The organism is Mesoplasma tabanidae, assembly GCF_002804025.1.
Lineage (GTDB): Bacteria > Bacillota_I > Bacilli_A > Mycoplasmatales > Mycoplasmataceae > Mesoplasma > Mesoplasma tabanidae.
The window spans coordinates 375,983-400,360 of record NZ_CP024969.1 but is presented as its reverse complement, the minus strand read 5'-3'; the positions used below and the strand labels follow the sequence as shown (position 1 = coordinate 400,360).

Genomic DNA, 24,378 nt, shown 5'->3' with positions numbered 1-24,378 from the left:
TTATTTTCTTTCACTTGCTTTTTTAAATTTAAATATAATTAGTATTTTTATTATTATTCGATATTATATACTCTTAAATTCAGCTGTAAGGAAATCATCTATTAACATTTTTTCAAATTTACCAACACCTACAAATTTATAAAGCTTTAAATATAAACTTTTTTTACTTAAGTTTTGTTGATCTTGAATAAATAAGTATTTTTTAATATTTTCATTTTCAAAATCACTAACTATTTTATTTTTAATTGTCATTTTTTCAGGTAATGATCAATAAAATAAGTTATTTTCTTTATCATATTTAGTCTTTTTACCATAATTACTACTATCTTCATCAGCTAAAATAATTTGTTTTGAATTATCAAAAGTCAAATAGCCTGCTTGAAATGTTAAAACTTTCATTTCTGCTCGATAATGTAAAAAGTTAGTGCGATTAACTAAGGATAAAACTTGTTTTACAGTATAAGTTGAATTTAATTTTAATCCTTCTTCTATTTCATTTTCAAATATTAATGTTTCAAATTCAAGTTTATACTTAAGAATCATCATTAATTCTTCAACTATTACTTTATGTTCATTAATAAAGTTTTTAACTAAATCGCTAATTTGTAAATAATTAGGATAAACATCTAAGAATTTTTCCATGCTAGTTATTTCATATAAGCATGAAGTTATTAATAAATTATCTAAATCAAGATTAATCTCATTTTGTGTCAATTGATTTGATAATCTTTTATAAAAATAATCAATAATTTTATAGTTATTTAAAAATAAAAACTGTTTTAAAATATTCTTATTTCTATTTGTGTTGTTTTCGTTATCTTTAAACTTATTAATTTGTTTAGCAATTGGTATAAATAAGTTATCTAAATTATTATAAAAATCAATTAAAGTTAAATCATAATCCCTCAATATGTTATTAAGGGCTTTTTCTTTAAATCTTTCATAATATTCAACAATATATGATTTCATTGAGTTTTTATTTAAATATCAACTCTTCATACTATTAATAATAATTTCTTCTGTATGTTTTTCTAAGTTAATTGTGCAATTATAAGGTAAACCTTCTTTAGCACTAATTGACTTACTACTTCTAATAGCTGGATTAAATAAATTTCTAATTCCTAAAGTAATATCATATTTATTATCTATATTAGAAATTAAATCATATACTTCTAATTTATTTTTAAGTTCAGTTTTTCTTAAACCTCTACCTAGTTGTTGTAAATATACGGTTTTTGAATTAGTTGGTCTTAATAAAATAATTGTATTAATCTCAGGAATATCTACTCCTTCATTAAAAATATTAACTACACATAAATAGTTAATTCTTCCTGTACTAAATTCATGTAAGATTCTTTTACGATCTTTTGTGTTTTGAGAAGTTAAAGCTTCTGCTTTTAAATTCTTTGATTTTAAGTAATTTGAGATATTAATAGCATGTTCAACAGTAACACAAAAGATTAATGCTGTTGGTCTTGCATAAATACCTAAATATTTTTCAATTGTTTTAAATAATAATTCATTTCTAGAATCAGTATTAACTACTTTAAAAATATCTTTATCAGAGTTTAAATCAACTCCTTGTAAATTAGTATTAGTATCATCTATACAATAATAATCAAATGGACATAATAGTTTTTGATCAATAGCATCTCATAGTCTTAATTCAGTAGCGTATTCATCATCAAAATATGTCTTGATATCTTTATTATCTTCTCTTTCTGGTGTTGCTGTTAAACCTAAAATTTGTTGAGGTTTAAAATAGTTAAATACTTTATCAAAAGTATTTGCTGCTATATGATGAGCTTCATCATATACAATAATGTCAAAATCGTTTGGTTTGAATTTATCTAATCTTGTTGATAAAGTTTGAATTGTTGCAAATAGATGAGTTGGTTTATCACTATTAATACTTCCATCATACATAACTTCACCAAATTCATTATTTTCAAGAACATGGCGATAAGTTTTAATTGCTTGGTCAACTATTTCTCTTTGATGTGCTAAAAATAGGATTTTAAAACCCTTTTTAGCTTGTTCTGTTTGTCTTTTGTAATCAAATGCAGAAACTAGTGTTTTACCTGTTCCTGTGGCCATAATTACTAAGTTCTTATTTTTATTAATATGTCTTCGATAACTTAGTTTATCAATAATTTCTTTTTGAAATTTATATAAATATTTTTTAGTTAAGTTATTTGATAATAATTCTATTTTTGATTGAATAGCTGCTTGTTGATTTTCTTTAATCTTTTGAATTAATAATTCTCTTTCAAACTCATCTGAAAAATCAACAAATTCTTCATTTCATAAATTATCAAATTCATTAATCATTTTATTAATTAATTCTTTATTATTTTGCTCTGTTATTTTAATATTTCATTCTCTTCCAGAAATCATTCCTTTAACAGTTAAATTAGAAGAACCCATAATTGCAGTTGAAAATTCATAATCTCGCTTAAAGATTGAAGCTTTAATGTGAATTCTTTCACTAGTTCTTTCTAAGTTATCTTCTATTTTAATTTTGATATTAGAATACTTATTAGCTAATAATTTAAGTTCATTTAAATTATTATATTGAGCTAGATCGTCAAATGTTGTTGAAATTATTTTAATTTGAATATTGTTTTTTGCACAGAATTCAAAAGTAGGAGATATTTTATTAAGAATACTTTTAGATATGAAAGGGTAGATTAAATAAACTTCATTAGAAGTTAATATTTCATTATTTATTTCTTCTAATAATTTTTGTTCATCTTTATTTGTGAATAGTTTTTCTTTCATAATTTGATTCCTTTTAAAATATTTTCTCATAGTTAATAAATATATAAAATAAAAAAACAGATTCTTTTAGAAACTGTTTCTTTTAGAATTGTTTTTTAATTAATGAAGTTATTTCTAATTTTAAACATAATATCATTAACAGCTTTTTGATATTCATCATTGTAAAAAATTGTTGAATATTGTTTTTCTGTTTTAGAATCATAGTATGTATAAATATATTTATCAAGATAAATATTATTGCTTTCACCATTGACTTTTGAATCTTTTAAAATTGAGTTCATTGCATCATTTTCTGTTGGAAAATATATTTCTGTTTTTGTATTTTTATTAAAAACTTTATAAATTTTATATTTACCATTTGAAATAGTACTATCATATGACATTTTATAATCTCAATCTCATGTTTCATATTCATTAATATTCACCATTTTTGAATCTAATTTAATTTGATTTTGCAAATTTTGAACTGCTTTTTCAGCAGTATAAGCTTCAGTTATATTTTTACCAAAAACGTCTCTTACTATGTATTTCTTTTTCAAAGAAGGATTAGCATTAAGTCATTGCAATTCTTTAGCTTCTTGAAGACTATTTGCTAATTTTGATCCATCTAAATTAGAAAGATTTTCTTCAGAACCATAAGAGTATTTCAAGATTGGTTCAAATTGACCAGATAAATATAAATAATTATCTAGTTGATCTTTACTTGCATTAAAATTTTCTCTCATTTTATAACGTATTTCACCATTTTCTTGAACAGCATTATTTTCAATAATATCTTCTTTTATTATTTTATAATCAAAATAACTTTGAATTACTGAATAGTAATTATTTGATCCAATATTATACATTTTGTCTTTATACACATTACCTACATTGTTTTTAGTGAATGTTTCACTTCTAACTTCATCATAATTAAAATCAATTTTATTATTTTTAGAAAAATTAGTTAAAACATCATTGTAATAATAAGTATATCAGTCATGAAAAAATTTCTTTATTTCATCATTTCCAATTCCTTCTAAATTATATCTTAATGGTATACCATTTATTTCTGAAATTTTATCAGTTTTTGATACATCTTTATAACTTACAATATTAGATTTTGTCATATCTCTGTAGTTATATGAATCAAAACTTGGTGCTTTGCTTGCACCACCTGCTCCCTTGTATTTGGGAAGCAATTTTATTACTGCAGTTTGATATTTTTTCAAATTCTGATTATAAATTTCAAATTTTCTTGTTCAATAATATCTCCCTCAACTAGTACCTCAACCTACACCTTCACTTGCTTTTTCTCATTTACTTTCATTTTTAAAATCATCTATCATTTCCTTTTCAGATTTGTATTCTTTTTTAAATTTTATAATTGGTTTTTGTCCTTTTTTATATATTTCTTGAGCAGAACCATTTAATCAATCAATTCTAACTTCATTACTGCCTGAAATACTAAGTTCTAAACTGTTTTCAACTTTTAAATCACTTATTTTATAAAAATAATCATTTGTAAATTCATGTTCAATTTCACTTCTCATTTTTTCATAAAATGGAGAAAATGATGTAATTGCTTTTAAACCAAAAATATTTAGTGGTTTATTTAATTTTTGTCCACTTAAATTAGTTTCAATGTTTGTATAAAATGCGTCTTCAAATTTATTAGTTAATAAATAAATATCTTTTGAATTAAAAGCATTATAATATTTATTTTCATACATATAGTAAAGCGATTTATGAATTTGCATATTCTTTTTTTGATTAAGTTTAGCTTCTTCAGGTGAATCAAATCATCCTTCATTATCATAACTATATTGTTCTTTAACAAGACCCAAATTAGTGTATGTATCTAAAGCATCTTCCATTGTTTTCGCAATGTTACCATATGCATCTCTATAAATTTGAATAAATTTATTTGGATCAATATCATATATCTTTGTTTTATCCAATGTTTTATTTTCAGTATCTTTAATAATTTTATTAGGATTAGAAGATGTTAAAATTGGTGTAATAGTTGCGTTTTCTAATAAATATTTTTTGAAAGCCTCTTCACTTGAAAACCTTTCACCATTATAATCAATAAATTTTTGCTTACCCAAGTAAATTTTATCTTCTTGTATTTGATTAAGTATTTCTTTTTCAAATTCAGAATCTAAATTTTTAGATATTGAAACTAAATTTTGACTAAAAGGAACACTTACAAATGAAAATGCTCCAATACTTGCAAATAATGTTCTAAGCATAGTCAACCTCCTTAATATTTAAATTTATTCATTTGTCAAATTCAACTTTACTTATAAAATCTTTATTTTTGTATTGATAAGTTTGTAAATTTTCAATGTAATCTAATTCTGTGTAATTTAAATTATTAAATAAGTAATCTTGTGCTTCTCATTTTGTTTGAAAATATTTTTTTTGATTATAAAATTGTAAAACAAATATTTCATAATCTTCCCCTATATTCTCTTTTAATTTATTAAAAGTTGTGGTCTCTAAAAGATCACTACTAATTACTTTTTTTGTATCTATCAACTGATTATTTTTAATGAATTCTTCCATTTCTTTAGTTGATGATTTAATAATTTTTTGATTGTTAATATTATATGTATAAACTTTTGTATAATTTTGAACATCTTCTATTTTTTCATTCATACTGCTTATTGCTTCTTCCTTAGAAGCAAAACCACTTCCAAAACCATCTAAATAATATTCATTAGCGGGTTTTTCAAACTTATTTTCAAATATTTCTTCTAAAAATATTTCTTTTTCTTTATTCAAATTTTCATTATATTTTGTTTGAGATATGTGTTCATGTTCAATTTCACAATTAATATCACATACCTCTGGTAAATCTAACATTTTTTCATCACCTAAAATATTTGCAAATATTTTTTTAGTAGGTAAATATTTTTCGGGTTTTAAGTATATTTGTCTTTTTAACTCTTCAATAGCATAATTTTTATTTAAGAAATATTGATTATTAAATTCAAAAACTTGATTATCATTTGTAACCTGATTATACGAACTAGTAGGTAACATATAACTTATTGGTGCTTTAAAAAGTTGAATTGTTGAAACATTAGCTTTTGTTTTTGAATAAATATTTGTGAAAGGAATTTTTCACTGCAATTCTCCATAATGTACAGAATGAGTAGAGTCAATAACTGCTTCATAATTTACAAACGATAAAAAACTTGCCATTTCTCCAATACTTCATACAGCTGAACAAATTGCAATAACAGCATGAACAGGAGTATATTTAGAATTGTCTATTTTTAATATCTCATTAAATGTTTTATCTTGCATTAAAGCATCAGCAACATCACTTTGAATTTTGTTAGTTTTTTCAACTAAATTTTCCTGTGTTTTTGTTTCGGTTTTCTTTAAATCAATAATTTCTTTGTTGATATCTGATAAATTGCTTGAAAGTTTTAATGTTTTATCAACAAGATTTTGAATTTGCTCAATTGAATTTTCAAAAATTTTAAAAACTATTTTATCAAAACCACCATCATTATAAAAAGCATCCTCATTTAAAAAAATAGAATATAAATCATCAAATGATACACCATCATTCATAAAAACTTCAGCGCCTTCAACAATTTCTCCATTAGAAAGGTTCAATCTTAAAAAGTTTTTATTTTCATCATCTGCATATTTTAACAAATCAACTATTACGCTTTTTATTGTTCTTTCAAATTCAGGAAAATCATCACCTGAAATACCAGGAACATTAAAAGTTTTTGCATAATTAATTAATCTTTTAAATACTATTAAAGCTTTATCAAACTCTGTCATTGTATTTCCATTTGAAGAATGAATATTTTCAAAACCTGAATTAAAATCTTGCATTTTTCTATGACTTATTGGCTTTTCTTTATCATATTCATTTATTTGAATATATTTTTCTTTTAATTTTTCAATATTACTTAAATTAATAGTTTCTTTATTTTCTTTTAATTTTTTAAAAGAACTCGATAAAAAACCAATTAAATTAAAATTTTGATTTTCTATTGTTTCATTTCCTAAATCTTTCATTATTAGTAATTTAGTAGCATTAATTATGCTAGCTATATAGTATGAATTAATTCCAAAAAGTGCATTAATATCACTATTGCTTATTGCTTTTAAATTTATTATTGATTCTATTCTTTCAGAACTTTCCAAATATTTTGGACCGCTAAAGTAATTTAAATTACTTGTAGTTGATGATTGATTTATTCAATATGCAGATTTATTTGCATTAGATATAGATTTAATGTTTTTATCTATAATTGCAAAATCCAAATTATTCATAGCGAGTAAAAATTCTTCATAATTTAAATCTGAAAATGATTTTCCTTTATATTCAAATCCACGATATGTATTATTTCTTAACCAAGAAATAATTTCTTCTTTTGTTTGTTCAATCCCACCATTTGAATATGCTTTAACTTTTGATGTGGATTCTTCTAATTGCTTTAGTTTTGAATCTTTGTAATACTGTTGAGCATTGTAAAGATTATCAAATATTTGTCCATCTATAGTAAAGCCTTCATTATAAGTCTTTAAATAGCTTTCCATAGCTTGATCACGTTCTAAATATGAACTTCCATTGTTTCCTTTATATACATCTATTATTTTCTCTTTTGCATCTAATTCTACTAAATTTGAAAGTTCTCCTGCATTATTAATTAGATAATCAGATGGATTTCTTTTAGTATATGTTTTTGAAATTAAAAAATTACTGTTGATATAATCCATAAATTCATTTTTATTATCAAAAACTAAATCATCAATTATAAATTTTGTATTATCAAATTTATAATTATTTGTAGTTGAATTTTGATATAAATATTGATAAATTTCTTCTTTATTATAAAAAACTAAATCATCAAATTTATATTTAATTTTATAATTTCCATTTTTGCCTAAAATTGGTACTAAAATTGAACTTGTTATTCCTGATATTAATAACGTACCACTAAGACTACATAAAATAATTTTTCCTTTTTTGTGCATTTTTGCCTCCTTACAAAATTAGTATATATTTTAATAACAAATAAATATATAATTAAAATATAAATATTTTATAATAAAGAAAGGAAAACAATTATGAAAAAAATATTACTAATGTTATCATCACTAACATTAATAACACCAGTTACAAGTCTTGTCATTTCTTGTGATAATAAAAACGAAGACAAACAAGATTTTGACATGCAAGAATTCATTAATTTAGGCTTAGCAGTACCAGGTGAAAAAATGAATGAAGAAGAATGAGATGTTTATTGAAATAGTATTATTAAAAAAGAAAAATACTACGGCGAAGTTTTTGATAAAGAAGAATATGAAGAAGCAATTAAACGTGGATACCAACGCGCAGAAAATTGACGAGCAAATGATATTGAAAGCTATAGAAAATGAAAATACGAAAATTTCAATTATCAAGTGTGATTAATATGCAATTCAATAAATAAAAATGTAAATTCATATATCAGAATTTATTTTTTAAATAATTTAAAGGAAGCAGATAAAGATATATTAATATCTGATAAAAATATCATATTAAGTTCAGAATATAGTAAATTAAATTATAATATTTTAATAATTCAATGATATGACTGAGCACTTGAAAACTATCTACCAAATAATTAAATAAAAGGAAAACAATTATGAAAAAAATATTACTAATGTTATCATCACTAACAGTAATAACACCAGTTACAAGTCTTGTCATTTCTTGTGATAATAAAAACAAAGGAAAACAAGATTTTGACATGTAAGAGTTCATTAATTTAGGCTTAGCAGTACCAGGCGAAAAAATGGATGAAGAAGAATGAAATGACTATTCAACAAATAATTTAATAAAAGAAAAACATTATAACCAAGTTTTTAATAAAGAAGAATACGAAGAAGCAATTAAACGTGGATACCAACACAGAGAATATTGACGAGCAAATGATATTGAAAGTCATAGAAAATGACAAGACGAAAATTTCAATTATCAAGTGTGATTAATATGCAATTCAATAAATAAAAATGTAAATTTATATATCAGAATTTATTTTTCAAATAATTTAAAAGAAAAAGATAAAAATTCTTTAATTTTTCGTAAACAAAGTTTATTAGATTCAAAAAATAGTAAATTAAATTATAATATTTTAATAATTCAATGATATGACTGAGCACTTGAAAACTATCTACCAAATAAATAGTAAATTTTTTATTTATTTTTAATCGATATTTTAATCATAAAAATATTATTTTAACTAAGAAAGAACAACAAATATTTATGATAAACAAAAAAAATAAAGAAACTTTTTTTTCAGTTCAAAATATGTCTAAAAGTTTTAAGAATAACGCTGGAGTTGAAAATATTAATTTTAATATTAGTCAAGGAGATATAGTTGGATTAATCGGAGATAACGGTGTAGGAAAAACAACAATAATTAAGTTAATTTTTAATCAATACAAAAATGATACAGGTTTTATCTCTTTTAAAGGGAGCAAGGATTTAAATTATTTAAAAGAAATAGCATTTTTTCCTGATCAAAATAATTATCCTAAACATTTTAACATTGTTGAATTTGCAAATTATTGTGCAAATCTGAAAGGAATATCTAGAAAAGAAATTAAAGTTAAAATTGATAATCTTTTAAAGGCATTAAATCTTTTTAATCATAAAAATAATAAATTTGATGAATTATCAGCTGGTATGCAAAAAAGAGCATTACTTTTATCAATTCTTGTAACTAATCCAAAAATTATTATTTTAGATGAACCAACTGCAAACCTAGATGTGCAATCAAGAATTGAGTTTATTGAAGTTTTATTATTTTTGGTTAAAGAATTTAAAACAACAATAATTATAACTTCTCATATAATAGATGAATTAAATGATTTTATTACAAGAGCTATTTTCATAAAAAAAATAAAAAATAAAGGTCATATTGTTTATGATAAAGACTTTGATAAAAATAAGCAAAATTTAAAAGAAATTTATGTTAGTTTAACTAAACAAAAAAGTTTAAATTATACAAAAATAAAGAAAATTTTATTAAAGGAGATTAAAAATGAAAATAAATCTTAAAAAATATTTAAATTTTGAAAAAATTGAATTAAACTTTCCTATTTTTAGAAGAATATTTTTAAAAATATTAACTTCAAGTTTTTTTATAATTAGTTCTTTTTTCTATTTTCTTTTATTTATTTCAGTATTGTCTTTATCAATATTTTTATTAAAACATAATGATTTTAATCAAAATGCTTTTTATATAACTTGATTGCCCTTTAGTATTTCAATTGTCTTTTTAACTATACATCAAATTGTAGTAACAAATATAATTAATAATAGTGAAGTAAAATCATCTGTTTTTTTTATTGAGATAAGAGCAGGTATAAAAAAACACAAGATTTTCTTTGAAAGATTTATAGCTAATGAATTAATTACTTTTTTTGTAATTTTATTAACTATTTTTATTTATTGTTTATTTGGATTAACTTCTCCAAATATATATTCAAAAACTTTAATTTTAAGTGTTGCACCTGGTTTTTTATTATTATTTTTCTTTAGCCTATTTATTCATTCAATTTTATCAATGTTTTTATTCTTTTCTCCTTCTTTTAATGGAATCATCGGAATGTTAATGGGAACAGTTTTTATTGTTTCATTTTTAATTAGTAATATTTTTGTACCAATTGATATAAATAAAAATAAAGATATAAATTTAAAATATAATTTTTTGTATAGACTGAATGAAATTGAAAAAAAATATGGAAATGAAAAATCTATTATTGGAAGATCAACAAAGGATATTTATAATTTACAAATTATTTTCAAAGATGATTTAGAATTTGAAAATGGTTTTTATTCACACTACCAATATAGTTTAAATAATCATTACAATTATAATTTTAAAAATGAATCTTTTAAATCATTAGATAAATACATTTTTGAATTATTAAAAAATGGATTAATATTAGAACTAAATAATTTAAAAGTTTATCGTTCTTTTAATTCAACAAGTGAACAATTGAATATAAATCTTGAAAATATTGAGAATAATGAATTTTTGAATTTTTTATTCAATATTAATTCATATAGCACTCAACCTGTAGCTAATTATGAATCTTCACTTTTTAGAGCATATGATAAATTTGAAAATAAATCAGATTCGTTTTTAAATGGAACAAATGGTTTTTTCAGTTTAATTGATTTAATTAAAAAAGAATCTAAAGATAATGAAATTATTGAAATTGCATGTCTTGTTGAAGATGTCGCAAAATATTCTTATACGCAAAAATACGAATCAAATCAGGTCAATAAAATCGATTATGCTTCAAAAGAGTTTGAAAATAATGAAGATATTAGTATTTGAAAATATGATAATAAAAAAACTGAATACAATAATGAACTATCAATGGATTTTACAATTTCTGATGGAATGAGAACTTTTTCAAAAATATTTGCAGACTTAATAATAAGTAACTGTGAATTAAAAAATGAATTTTTAACAAAAAATGATAATTATTTTTCAAATGATAAATATAATAATATAAGTAAATATAATTCTTACTTTAATCCTTTTGTAGGGTTTACTAGATCTTTTTTTCATTCGTCATTAAATAATCAAGTCAATGTTATTGATGAATGAAAAAGTAATACTTTCATAGTCGAAAATAATAGGAAACAAATACAAGATATTGTTAATACTAACTCTGGCGAAACAATTAAAATAGATACTAATGGAGCATATGAATTTAATTCAGATTCAAATAATTCATTTTCAAAAGAAGAATTAGTAGAAAAAATAAATAATGTTTTTGAAAGTAAAATTAAAAATATTGATATCTTAATAGATTCAAATAAAAAAGTGCCCGTTGAAAGAGAAGGGGATAAGTTAATTGTTAGTTTATATGTATCTGAAAAAAACATGATTAACTATACAGGAATAGTTGAAATGAAAATATTATTTAAAATTAAAGATGTAAATAATATTGAAGATCAAAAAGTTCAACTTTTAAAAAGTTTTACAGATGAATATATTGGCTATTCAAAACATTTCATAAATTTAAAAAATGGAAAGATTTATAATTTTATTCAAAAAAGTGGATCTAATTTTTCCGCAATAATATATTATTTTGAATTCATATTTGTAATAGTATTATCCATTTTTATAAGTTTTACATTTTTTAATAAAAAAATTATAAAATAAACTTGACTTATCATTTTTTAAAAGTTATTATAATAATGTACAAAAGGATCTCTGAACTAAAAAGGATCCTTTTTTTGCGTATGTTAAATAGAAAATAGGCTTTAAAATGACAAAATGACATAGATTTATCCCTTTCATCAAATGTGCCTTAAATAATATATGTATTTTGCATGTATACAAAATTAGAGGACACTATATCTATGTCAATCAACAAATAAAAAAGTGGGATTGCCCACTTTTTCTAGACCCCCCACTTTTGATTTACTCCCTTTAAAATAATAAAAAACTTAGATTTTTCTAAAGCTTTAAAAGAATTCATTTTAATTAATTCATTATATGAAATTTCAGAAAATGAAATTAAAAATAAAATCGATAATATTATAGAATTAAGGCATTTAATTTTTCACCCTGAAAGAAAAAAGAAATTTAAATAATTATAGTGAAAGTAATTTAATTGAACTATTATCTTTATTTTTATACAAAGAACAACTTCTTTTATTAATTGAAAATTTAGATAAATCTACTAATGAAAGCGAATATTTGAGACTTTTTTTAAATAAAAAACACACTCAATTAACTTCAAGTTTAAATGATGAATTTTTAAATAGATATTTAATTGTTTTTTTTAGATGACTTAACAATAACAATGATAATGGACTAAAAGAAATGTTTTCATTCTCTGAAGAACTATCAACAAGCAAAAATATTTGAGATTTAGCAAAAAATGAACAAATATCAATTATAATAAATTATTTTTTTAAAATTAAATTTAATTTAAATCAAAAAAATAATTTAAAAATAACTTTTGATTATGAAAAAATGAAAGTTTGTTTTAATTTTAAGAACTGAGAAAACAAAAATATATTTATTATATTAAATAAAATAACAGATATAAAAAAAATAAACCTTATGGACTTAATAAACATATATTTCAAAATAAAAAAGAATTCACAATTGAAGAATATAATACACTTATTCATCAATTTCAAAGTAAAAAAAACAAAAATATTTTAAAATTAAACTCTAGAAAAATAAATTGTAATAACTTTTATAAAAAATATAATTTAAAAATAAATGATAAAAATTTGAAAATAATAAGAAATAATTATTTTCATTTTTGTTATCTAACTGATAAAGATAGCGAAATTATTTCACAATTATTATATGCTATTATAAATTTTGAGGATAAGGATGAAAAGAGAATTGTAAAAGTAAATAAAATAGTAAATAATTTTACTGCTTTTGACATTGAACTAATTTTTCAAAAACTTTCTTTATATGAATAAAAAAACTAATCATTGACCTGATTAGTTTTTTTAAGTTATTTTTGAATTGATGATCAATCACCAACAAATATTTTACTAAAATCATATTGATTTTAGTATCATAGACCATGAGCTAATAAAGATTTATTAACTTCTTTTCCATCTAATGATTTTCCTCTATCATCATTCATTGATCACATTGATAAATAAGCAAGTCATTTTTCTTGTGCTCAGTTATATAGTTCTTTAACATCTTCATCAGTAAACACACCTTCGACTGTATCATTAACCCCAATCATTGGAGTTGCACCAATTAAACTATATAATTCATTTTCATTAACTGATTCTTTAAAATTTTCTAAAATTGATCTTTTTAAATTAATTACAGTATTATCAATAGCTTCTTTTGCTAAATCAAAATTAGTTTTTCCTTGACTTAAAGCTGTTAAATAAATAGGGTCACCATAATCCATTAACATTAAATTAACTACAGGTAAATCTGATATTGAAAGCCCTGCTGCTTCATATTCTTTCACAAATATATTAATTACATTATATCCTACACTTGTTAAACCTGATGGTAAAACAGGTAAAGTTACTGAAAAATCTCATGTTGGATCTTCGCTTTTCATTTTAGCCAAAGTTTTAGCTAATAAAATATTATCAGCATTTAAGTTCTGTGCATTTCCTTCAATATCAAAATCAATTGATTTAGGCATTTCGTATTTTTTACTACCACCATATTTTTTAGCAACTTGAACTAATTCTTCATGATAGTCTATTAAACCTTTTTCTAAATCTTCTTGAGCTTTTTTAGAATTATTTTGATTTAATGTATTGGCTAATGTTCAAGGGTTTTTTTCAGTATATCCGCCAGTAGTTGCCCCACCATAAGCTACTTTAATATTTTTAAAATTTCCAGCATCTGCAATAGGTTTTAGCATTTTACCTCATAATTGAGTTTCTTCTCATCATTGGTACGATGCATTGTCCTTAGATTGTCCAGCAACTGATAATTCTAAATAGTCATTATGTTCATTAACTTGTTGAACAAAAGCTAAAGTTAAATGATCTAAATGCTTCATTTCTGAAATATTATTTCCTTCATATAAACCAGCATCTAAATAAGGTGAAAAATATGTATTATTATTTGCTTTATGTTTATCTTTAATTTTAATGCCTTTTCTGTTTGGATTGGCTTCCTCTCATGTTGCATAAGCGCTTTTCCCTTTACCAGTTGGTGGTGGTGAAACTATGTTTTCTCCACTTTCAGAACCACCAGCACCAGAAACACCGTTTTCTCCACCAATGCTTGGCCCTTCTCAACCACCGTTTTCTCCAGGTTGTTGATTTGCTTCATCTAAACCATTATTATTTCTAATTCGTATATCATAATCAATTCCACCACGCTTGATAATTTCATTTATATCATTAGTGTCCTTTTCATTAATATTTGTTTTTGTTCCGTTTAAAGCACCCGCAAATGAATATTTTGAAAATCCCATTTCTGATCTAATGTTTTGATAAAGAGCATTTAAATCTCCTGTATTGTTACCATTAGCTTTATATTCACTTGGAATATCTCTTGATAAATAAAACATACCAACTGCTCCAAAATTTTCTTCACTAGCAAATTTTCTTAAGTTTTGAGCATCTTTAGTAGTAAAACTTCAATTTGGAACTTCTGCTCTTCTACCAATTCAAGGAGTAATTTTCATTCTCTTTGAAACTGATTTTTTATCTTCTTCAGAAATCCCATTAACAACACCTGAACCATCTTGTTCTCATGTAGCATTTGCTGTAATTTTAGCATTTGGATTTAAAACATTGTTAAGTTTAATTCAATTATCTCTTGTTTTAACTGAAGCTTCTTCAATTAGTTTTAATTCTCAATTTTAAACATTACTTTTTTCTTTTTCAGAATAGCCATAAACCATATTTAATCTAAAATTCGTTCCTAAATATTTTGTAAAGTTATATTGTGGAAAAGCCTCATCGCCAATTAGTTTTAAGTTTCCTTTTTCATTTGGATTATTACTAAAAAAACCGCTTTTAATTGAAACTCCATCTTTTGAATAAGTAACTAATGATAATTGAATATCTAATGCAGAATCACGTTCTATTAAAATCTTTAATGCTGAAGCTAAAAGTCTTTGAGAATCAGCATATTGTCCTGATGCAGATAAATATGGGGCAGCAAAATAAAAATCTAATTTTTTAGTTTGATATTTTTCTCCATTTTTTTTAAATACAGAAGCTAATTCTTCAGGAGTTTTATTATTTTGTCATGCTGTATGTCAAAATGAATTTGCAAATGGGCCAAATGATATTCTGACATCTTCAGGATTTAAATTACCTGTTTTTTCATTTCCTTTTCATCTTGATTGATTTGCATTTGATTTAGAAGTTCAATTTCTGCATCTATCATTACGTATTCTGTTTCTGAATCTTTTTCATCTAAAATACCATTACCACGTTTTGAAGGAGCAGCATTTCACATTGGAACTAATTCGCCTGTATAACTTGCATTTTGCATCAAACCTAAAGTTATCTCAGTATCTTGCGTAAAAATGTTTTGATTACCTTCCAATTCACCCAAATCATTATAAACTGCGTTTGTGTCTTTTAAAGATTCAGTTGCTTTTTGTGTTCATGCTTGACTTACGCCTTTATTTTTTAATAAATATTCAGATGTGTCTTCTACAATACCAATATCAGCATATGGTGTAAATTGTAAATTTTCTGATAAGTGAGTATTAATTACATCTTTTGAACCTAATGTTCATTGATCTTTACCTAACAATGAGTAAAAACAATACTTAGTTGCCGAATTTAAATAGTCAGTTTTTAAAACTGTTTGTCAATCTTGATTTTTAACTGATTTTGTTTTAGATTCAGCGGCTTGGTTATCATTTTTAAGTATAAAGAAAACTTTATATTCAACTTCTATATTTTCATTTAAAATAATAGCTAAAGTTGAGGTTTTATTTAAAATTCTTAAGCTGTCAGAATCTAAGTTTGTAACTTTTTTTCTTAATAGATATAATAATTGTTTCATCATTATTATCATTAAGTTCACCTAAATTCAATTCTTCTCTTACTTTTTTAATAATTATTTCTTTTGAAGAATTATTTTTAATATATTTTGAAACATCTATAGGTTTAATTATAATTAAACCTTCTTTTCATTAATCTGATGATTCAATTTTTATAGTAACATCCATATTTAATTCAATATTTTCTAATCCTTCAATTTTTTTCATTGAATTTAAAATATCATTTCATTAATTTTATTTGATATTTGAATATCTAATTCAATAGTTGCTAAGTCTACCAAATTTGTCTTACCTGGTTTATCTGTTCTACATGAAATTACAGCTGAAGCTGAAGTAACGGTAAGTGTAACAGGTGCCAAAAGACTTAATAATTTTTCATTATATTTTATATCCTTTCTTTTTTTAAACGTTTCAAAAAGTCAATAATTAATAGACAAAATAAAAATGCTAACTTTATAGGCTAACATTTTTATTTATTATTATATTATCTCTTTCATTTTATTCCTTTTCTTTGATTTTAAAAAGTTCATTTTTTATATTTGATTTTATGTTTTCTGTTGTTGATGTTAAAATTCTAATAATTGGAATATTCTGCATTTTTAGAGCTTTATCTTTTATTTCATCCCTTCAAACTTGCTTTTGTCTTTTATGAAATGTTAAACCATCTACTTCAATAACTAAAATAGGTGCATGACTAAATTTATCATAAAGTAAAAAATCTACATGAGCTCAATGATGTTTTAAAAATTTTAATTCTCTTTCATTAAATTCTTTTGAATCAATTGCGTCAGGAACTAATAAGCTAAGTTTTTTAAATAAAGTTATATCTAAGTGTTCATAATATTCTTCTTTTATAATTTCTTCTAAAATATTATGCACAATAATTTCACTAGGTTCACTTGTGCCATTATTATGAGATAAATTATACTCTTCTATTGCTTCTAAAAGATCGTTATTAAATTCTTTTGACAGTATATAAAACTCAGAATTTTTAGCAATGTTTTTTATAGTATTAGGAAAATTATAATTAATATATTTTAATAAATCTTTAATATCATTGTCAGCTGTTTGTTCAAGATTACCAGCATATGCTAAGATAAATTTGCTTTTTGCTCTTGAAACTGCAACATTAATAAGTTGGGCATTAGAAACAAAATCTTTTCTACCATTTATTTTAGCTTTTGTTACTGCAAATAAAATTGACTCTTTTTCTTGTCCTTGAAACTTATGAATTGTGTTAGCAATTATTTTTTCAGATCCAAAGTTTTTTGCTAATAAATTTGCTTGATTTCTGAATGGGCTAATAATACCAATTTCATTTACTTCATTTTTATTCAAATATTCTTTTATATTTTGAATTTCTTTTCTAGTTGTTTTTGAAGTGTCATTATAATGCAATGATTCTCCTACAATTGTTTCAAAAGGATTTGTGTTTTTATTATTTTCTGTCATGATAATTAGTTGATTATCATAATACTTTTCATTACAAAATCCAATGATTCCTGGATGGCATCTATAATGTTCTCTTAGCAGTTGAGTTGGCACTTTGTTTTTATATATTGTTGATAAAGATTTTAAAATATTATTTCCGAAATATTCATAGCCCTCTTCAATTTCAAAATTATTCATTTCAAAATATTTTTTAAATAGTTTATTGTCAACTTGCGGTAATTGCTTAAGATCTCCGACAACTATTATATTTTTTGCACATGCCATAGCCCCAATGCAAGCTAACATATCTGTTTGTGAAGATTCATCAATAATTAAATAATCATATAAAACTGAACTATTTTTTGAATTTATTACAGAATATATGGTGCTTAATACTATAGGTCTTTTTTTAATAAAGTTTTTAAAGTCAGAAACTTTTTCAAACCTATTAAAATTATTATAAGTTAATTTTATTTCATCTTCTAACATAAAATTTTTATAAATATGAGTTAATAAATTTTGTTTTGATAATTTTATTAAATTTTCAACTTTATTCTTTCCTATTTTTTTTAAATTTTTACTATCATTTTTAATTGCAAATTCTAATTTCTCTTGCTTTTTCTTTAAAATATGAAAATACAATTCGACAATAAAATCACTTTCGAAAAAATCTTTTTTTAGTTTATAAGTAAATCAGATTTTAAATTTAAATCATCTAGTGAATTTTTCTTTTCTATACATTTTTAAATTTAAATGAAGTTTTTTAAGTTTTTTAAGTGAAAGTTTTTTTAAATCCTTATCATTTTGCATACTTAATTGAACATTTAGTTTGAATAATTCTAATTCTTTTATTACTTTACTTAGCTCATTTTTATTTTTTAGAATAACTTCATTTAGTCTCTGAACTTCTTCGATCTCAAAAACTAATTGATGAATTTTAAATTTATTTTTAGCAAAATCTTTTTTGTTAACTCAATAATCAGAGTTTTCTAAACAATTTTTTCATGATTCCTAAGCATTAAAAATTTCAGCTTGATATTTTTCTGAAAAATATTTTTCATTATTTTGTTTTTTACCCAAAAAACTAGTTAAAAATCAAATATCATCAATCTCATTTTGTTTTTTACCTTGTTTATTAATCTTTGCATGCATTTTTTCTACCACATTATCAATTGCTGAATTATTATTAGAAACGACAGCTGCTGTTTTATTCTCCATTAAGATATTTGCTAATATGTTTAAAATTGTTTGAGCTTTACCTGTTCCTGGAGGTCCTTGAATTATTGAAATATTTGATTTAAATGCGTTTTCAACTGCTTTTTTTTGGCTATTATTAATTCCAAATGGATAAATAAATGTTTTTTCATTTCAATTTTTATATTCTTTATGGTCTGCATTTAAAAAATAATAAAGAATTGATTCTTTATTTATATATTCATATTTTCTTAATAAAGTTTTATTTATAAAGTATTCAATCTTTGAATAAGGATTTATTTTTTGCTTCTTTTGTTTCTCTTCTTTATTTTCTTCATCACTAGAATCAGATTCTTCTCATTGTTCTTGTAAGTCCATACTTATATCGTTTTGCTCTGTAATGTTATAAAGATCATTTGCAACTCTAACTCAATAATTAAATTTTTCTTTTGCCTTTAACATATTAACTCCTTAAAGATTTATAAAAAATAAATTTATTTAATTTTAACACTTATAACGTTTTATTTTTTGAAAAATATTTAATGCTTTTAAGTTTAATTTTAAAACACTTAAAAAGTTATACATAGTATAAAATAAAAAATCACAATTCAAAAAATGAAACGTTTCATTTTTCATTTTTTTTGTAAAATTCATACTATAGTGAACAAATAGAAAAGAAAAAGACATACAACAAATTAAAATTAATAGTAAGGCAAAGTTTATTCCTTATATTGATGCTGCTTTATACAATGGTGATAAAGTTGAAGATATTCTACAACAAAACAAAAATATAGATAGTTTGACTTTTACTTTTGCAAATCAAGATAATAAAAATCAAAATAAATTATCAATATCATTTTGCTGGTTTAGACAAAACTACTGAAGGATATAAATGATATATTGAACATAAATTATTGCCTGACTTTTTAAAACCTTTAGCAAGTAGGGGCTTATTTAAAAATTCAAAAGTTTCTTATGGAGGTTATAACGCTGGAGAAGATCCTGAAAAAAACTTACCTTGAATTTTAGCATGAAAACTAGCTGAAGGTGATGAAGCTAAAGCACAAAAAAATGTTAGAACAAGCATTTATTGATTTCCAACAAGAATTAGCTAATTTAGTTGGTCAAAAAAATGGTTAAAAAGATAGACTTTGATATTGAAGGTAGAGCTCAAGATAATAAGTATAAAGATGAGACTGTTTTATTATCTAGAATAATAGCTGCAATGAAAAAAGCTGATAAAGAATGAGACTTTTCAGCAACTGTAACTGTATTAAATGATGGATTAGTAAGCGGTCCTAATAAAAGAATGCAAGTTGTTGAAACATTTATTCAAGAATATGCTAAAGCTGGTTTAAGTGTTAATGATTTACCTAAATTTAATTCAATGGTTATGGATTATGATATTTATGAAACAGCAATAGCTAAACTTTGATTTAGCTAAACAAGCAAATGAATCAACAATGCAACAAGTTCAATCAATTATTAAAACAGAATTTAATCAAACAATAACTGATGCTCAAACTTATGCCATGATGGGATCAACTTCAATGTTGGTATAAATGATACTGAAAAGGTGTTTTTACTCTAGAAGACGCTAAAGATTTCTAAAATTAAAGTCATATAATTGGTGTTGATTATATTTCTATGTAATCAATTAATGAAGATAGAGGTTTAAATTATCCAATTTATGATGATACTAATTATCCAGGAGTAGTAGTTGGAGGAAAACCAGCAAATAAATCACAAACTTCGCATGAACTTTTATATCTTAATGAATATGACTTTACAAGAGTATTGTCAGGTGACTGAGAATTAGTTTAAAAAGTGATAAGAAAAAAAATTCTTTAATATACATAAAAAAGCCAATATTTTGGCTTTTTTATGTATATTAAGTTTAATCTTTCTTATTCAATTAAATTTTATTAAAATACGTTTAAAAATTTTAAACTAAAATATGTTTTACATTATTTAATTATTTATATTTTATTTTTTAGAATAATCTGGGTAATTTTTGTTATTTTCTGTTTTCATAATTAATCTCCTTTAATTATAATTAATATTATTTTATATTATTTTTGCATTAAATCAATAATTTTTGAATTTTTATCATGTAAAATTTTTCTTCCAATAATTATTGATTTTTTTTCTTGATCAAATAAGCTTTCAATCAAATCAAGATTTAATGGTTTTTCAAGTTTCTCATCGGTAGTTAATAAAAAATCAATTTCTTCTATTTTCTAAGTTTTGAAAATCAATTCCCTTATAAAATAAATTTGGATTTATTTTAGAAATTTTAATAGATTGAATTAAAACCCTTTTATATTTTACAAAATTTTTATACTCAATTTCAAACTTTATAATATTTCCAAAAATATCTGTTGTTATAATTTCACCTATTACAAATTTATCATAACCATGTAATTCAAAAATTTTAAATTTTTCAAATATTTCTTCTTTACCATCCATTTGTTTATCTAAATCACATAAACCAATGAATATATCTATATTTTTGAAATTATTATTAAAACATCTCTCTGGATTTATTTTACTTAATCACTCATTTTCAAAAATTAAATTATTCGAATTTGATATTGAATTCAAAATTTTCATTATAGATGTCTTACCCACATTATTTTCACCAACAAAAAAATTAATTGTTGATAAATCAAAAACAACGTTTTCAAAAGATCTATAGTTTTTTATTTGTACTAATTTCATTTGTTTTACTCCTCTAATAGATCACTTAGATCTAACTGAAATTCATCTTTAACTTCTTTTTTAGGTTTTGGTTTACTTGGAGTTCCTAATACTGAAGAAATATCTCCTAGTAAATCGCTTAAACCACCAGTTAATGATTGAATACGTTTTTCACTTTCTTCTTTAACATTTTTGCTTACCACTACTTTAGCTGACACTTTACCTTTATTGGCTTCTTGACGTGCTCTAATTTCTTCTTTAGATACATATCCTTCAGCATCATCATCAGCATTTAAAGCACCTGGGGGCATATCATTTGGTTTAACCATATTAATTTCACTTAAACTAGCAAATGCAACATCTTTAATATCAAAATCTCCAGTTACACTAGTTAATTCAATATGACGATATTTATTTACGTTAATTTCTTGATACATATCTTGAGTATCAATTGCTTTAATAATGTTTTCATTATTTGCATTAAAGTTAAATGCAAATGTAATATATTCAGTTCCACGTTTACGTTCTGGTAATACTCTTATTCCACGTTTTGGTCTAATATAGATTGGTAAATCTTCATTTCTGAATTTTTTAACTCCATCTTTTTCAGTTAAATACATAATAGTATCTTCACTAGTTAATCCTAAACCTGCAACTATATAATCTTCTTTTAAATTAGCTGCTTTAACTCCTTTTGAATTAGTTCCTTGAACTGGAATATCTTCAATATGGTATCTTACTCCATAACCATTTCTTGTAATAATTCCACAAGTTCTAGTTTTTGAAGTAATTAGACTAGCACTAACAATTTCATCAGCTGCATCTAATTTCATAATTCTAAAAGCACGAGTAAAGATTTTTGTTTCTAAATCTTTAACTGGAATACGTTTAATATTTCCGTTTTTACTTGTAATTAAGATTTGTTGTAAAGCTTCTACAAAATCTTTAACTACAAATGCACTAACAATATGTTCATTTGGATCCATTGTAGCAATAGTGTTAACGTGAACTCCCATATCTCTTCATTTACTCATTGGTAATTTATATAAAGGAATTGAATAGTATGTTCCTTTGTTAGTAACTAAGATTAAATGTTGTAAGTTACTTACTTCACCAGCTGCAATTCACATATCATTTGGTTTTCTTCCAAATACAGCAGGATCATTTTTACTAATTAATTTTGATTCAATGGCTTTTAAGTATCCATCTTTTGAAATTCATAAGTTATATTCATGTTCAACTAACACTTCTTTTTGTTCAACATCTAAGTTTTCAATACTATCTTCAACAATTGATCTTCTTGGAGTTGGGAATTGTTTTTTAACTTCTCTTAAACGGTTAATAATTTCATTATCCATTACTTCTTCACTATTTAAAATTGATCTTAAGTTAGCAATATTTATGTCTAACTCTTCTTTTTCATTTTTTAATTTAACAACATCAGTTGAAGTTAAACGATATAGTCTCATATCAACAATGGCTGCTGCTTGAGGTTGAGAGAATACAAATTTAGAAATTAAGTTTTCAATAGCATCGCTTCTATTTGTTGAACTTCTAATTACTGAGATAACTTGTTCTAAAATGCTCATTGCCTTAATTAAACCTAAAATGATTTCTAAACGTTTTTCAGCTTTATTTAAATCAAATTGAGTTCTAAATGTAAATACTTCTTTATAGTGAGCAATATATGCATGGATTAATTCAATAATTCCTAATTGTTTTGGTTGTAAATCAACAATAGCCACATTGTTATAATTATAAGAAATACTTAATGGAGTTGATTTAAATAAGAACTTTCTAACTGTATCTAAATTAGCTTTATCACTTAAATCAATTGCTATTCTTAATCCATTTCGATCAGTTTCATCTCTTACTTCTAAGATTCCTAAACCGGGATTAGCATCAATAACATCTCCAATTTTTTTAACTAAATCTTGTTTAACAACTTCATAAGGAATTTCATCAATAATGATATTATTATCTTCTTCATGTCATTTTGAATTAACAATAACTTTACCTTTACCTGTTGTAAATGCATCTTTAATACCATTACGTCCTTGAACAGTTCCTCCAGTTGGAAAATCTGGTCCTTTAACAATTTCTAAAATAGTATCTATTCTAGTGTTTGGAGTTCTAATTAATTTAATAGTTGCATCAATAATTTCACCAAGGTTGTGTGGAGGCATATTTGTAGCATAACCAGCAGCAATCCCTGTTGATCCATTAACTAGAATGTTAGGAAAATAACTTGGTAAAACAGTTGGTTCTTTTTCACTATCATCAAAGTTAGGTGCAAACTTAACTGTATTTTTGTTTAAATCATCTAACATTAAATCACTAATTTTAGCTAAACGAGTTTCAGTATAACGCATTGCAGCTGCACTATCACCATCAATAGATCCATTATTTCCTTGCATGTCAATTAAAGGCATTCCTAGTTTTCATCATTGACTCATACGAACCATTGCATCATAAATTGATGTATCACCATGTGGGTGGTACTTACCAATAACTTCTCCAACTACTCTAGCTGATTTTTTATATGGTTTATCATAAGTTAGGTTTAACTCATTCATTGCATATAAAATACGTCTTTGAACTGGTTTTAAACCATCTCTAGCATCTGGTAATGCACGTTCTTGAATAATGTATTTAGCATATCTACCAAAACGTTCACCCATTAAGTCTTCTAAAGCATAACTAATTATTCCTTTTTCAGATTCAATATTTGAATTATCTATTTTTTTTGCCATGTATATTTCT

General features: G+C 23.3%; 17 protein-coding genes and 1 pseudogene. 8 read left to right on the top strand and 10 right to left on the bottom strand.

Annotated features, from left to right (window positions below):
• Positions 1-63: 63 nt before the first annotated feature.
• The 3 genes from MTABA_RS01795 to MTABA_RS01785 form a co-directional block, all read right to left on the bottom strand.
• Positions 64-2,781: a DEAD/DEAH box helicase family protein gene (locus MTABA_RS01795; protein WP_100679491.1), complete on the bottom strand. Its 2,718-nt coding sequence runs from the start codon at positions 2,779-2,781 to the stop codon at positions 64-66.
• A gap of 95 nt (positions 2,782-2,876) precedes the next feature.
• The gene (locus tag MTABA_RS01790; RefSeq protein WP_100679490.1) at positions 2,877-5,015 is read right to left on the bottom strand and encodes a hypothetical protein; all 2,139 of its coding nucleotides are present in this window, start codon (positions 5,013-5,015) and stop codon (positions 2,877-2,879) included.
• On the bottom strand, positions 5,008-7,773 hold the full coding sequence (locus MTABA_RS01785) for a hypothetical protein (protein ID WP_100679489.1): 2,766 nt from the start codon (positions 7,771-7,773) through the stop codon (positions 5,008-5,010). Before MTABA_RS01785 ends, MTABA_RS01790 begins: the two co-directional genes overlap by 8 nt.
• Positions 7,774-7,866: 93 nt before the next feature.
• On the opposite strand from MTABA_RS01785, the gene MTABA_RS01780 reads away from it, so the two are divergent.
• From MTABA_RS01780 to MTABA_RS01760, 6 genes are all read left to right on the top strand, one after another.
• On the top strand, positions 7,867-8,409 hold the full coding sequence (locus MTABA_RS01780) for a hypothetical protein (protein ID WP_100679488.1): 543 nt from the start codon (positions 7,867-7,869) through the stop codon (positions 8,407-8,409).
• A 17-nt stretch (positions 8,410-8,426) separates the two neighbouring features.
• Complete coding sequence (locus MTABA_RS04005; RefSeq protein ID WP_341864801.1) at positions 8,427-8,537, top strand: Vmc-like lipoprotein signal peptide domain-containing protein; 111 nt, start codon at positions 8,427-8,429, stop codon at positions 8,535-8,537.
• 39 nt (positions 8,538-8,576) lie between these two features.
• Positions 8,577-8,969, top strand: coding sequence for a hypothetical protein (locus tag MTABA_RS01775; protein ID WP_100679487.1), 393 nt, complete (start codon positions 8,577-8,579; stop codon positions 8,967-8,969).
• A gap of 77 nt (positions 8,970-9,046) precedes the next feature.
• On the top strand, positions 9,047-9,844 hold the full coding sequence (locus MTABA_RS01770) for an ATP-binding cassette domain-containing protein (RefSeq protein WP_100679486.1): 798 nt from the start codon (positions 9,047-9,049) through the stop codon (positions 9,842-9,844).
• Complete coding sequence (locus MTABA_RS01765) at positions 9,828-11,969, top strand: ABC-2 family transporter permease (RefSeq protein ID WP_100679485.1); 2,142 nt, start codon at positions 9,828-9,830, stop codon at positions 11,967-11,969. Before MTABA_RS01770 ends, MTABA_RS01765 begins: the two co-directional genes overlap by 17 nt.
• A 540-nt stretch (positions 11,970-12,509) precedes the next feature.
• Complete coding sequence (locus MTABA_RS01760; RefSeq protein WP_100679484.1) at positions 12,510-12,983, top strand: hypothetical protein; 474 nt, start codon at positions 12,510-12,512, stop codon at positions 12,981-12,983.
• A 364-nt stretch (positions 12,984-13,347) separates the two neighbouring features.
• On the opposite strand, the gene MTABA_RS01750 is transcribed toward MTABA_RS01760, so the two are convergent.
• From MTABA_RS01750 to MTABA_RS04020, 5 genes and pseudogenes are all read right to left on the bottom strand, one after another.
• A complete protein-coding gene (locus tag MTABA_RS01750; protein ID WP_100679482.1) occupies positions 13,348-14,952 on the bottom strand; it encodes a glycoside hydrolase family 18 protein in 1,605 nt (534 codons plus the stop codon).
• Positions 14,953-15,581: 629 nt separating this feature from the next.
• Positions 15,582-16,304, bottom strand: coding sequence for a hypothetical protein (locus tag MTABA_RS01745; protein ID WP_100679481.1), 723 nt, complete (start codon positions 16,302-16,304; stop codon positions 15,582-15,584).
• A gap of 198 nt (positions 16,305-16,502) precedes the next feature.
• Positions 16,503-16,757, bottom strand: a complete 255-nt coding sequence (locus MTABA_RS01740) for a hypothetical protein (protein WP_100679480.1) — start codon at positions 16,755-16,757, stop codon at positions 16,503-16,505.
• 31 nt (positions 16,758-16,788) lie between these two features.
• On the bottom strand, positions 16,789-18,531 hold the full coding sequence (locus MTABA_RS01735; RefSeq protein WP_100679479.1) for an AAA domain-containing protein: 1,743 nt from the start codon (positions 18,529-18,531) through the stop codon (positions 16,789-16,791).
• Between the two features lie 228 nt (positions 18,532-18,759).
• Positions 18,760-19,077 (bottom strand): annotated as a pseudogene (locus MTABA_RS04020) (AAA domain-containing protein); the annotation flags it as partial.
• Between the two features lie 650 nt (positions 19,078-19,727).
• Between MTABA_RS04020 and MTABA_RS01725 the strand changes: the two are divergent.
• Both MTABA_RS01725 and MTABA_RS01720 read left to right on the top strand, forming a co-directional pair.
• Complete coding sequence (locus tag MTABA_RS01725; RefSeq protein WP_100679477.1) at positions 19,728-20,030, top strand: hypothetical protein; 303 nt, start codon at positions 19,728-19,730, stop codon at positions 20,028-20,030.
• Between the two features lie 17 nt (positions 20,031-20,047).
• Entirely contained in the window at positions 20,048-20,359 is a 312-nt protein-coding gene (locus tag MTABA_RS01720) for a glycoside hydrolase family 18 protein (protein ID WP_100679476.1), read from the top strand.
• A gap of 662 nt (positions 20,360-21,021) precedes the next feature.
• On the opposite strand, the gene MTABA_RS01715 is transcribed toward MTABA_RS01720, so the two are convergent.
• Together MTABA_RS01715 and parC are read right to left on the bottom strand one after the other, a co-directional pair.
• A complete protein-coding gene (locus tag MTABA_RS01715; RefSeq protein ID WP_100679475.1) occupies positions 21,022-21,636 on the bottom strand; it encodes an AAA family ATPase in 615 nt (204 codons plus the stop codon).
• 5 nt (positions 21,637-21,641) lie between these two features.
• On the bottom strand, positions 21,642-24,368 hold the full coding sequence (gene parC, locus MTABA_RS01710) for a DNA topoisomerase IV subunit A (protein ID WP_100679474.1): 2,727 nt from the start codon (positions 24,366-24,368) through the stop codon (positions 21,642-21,644).
• Positions 24,369-24,378: the final 10 nt, after the last annotated feature.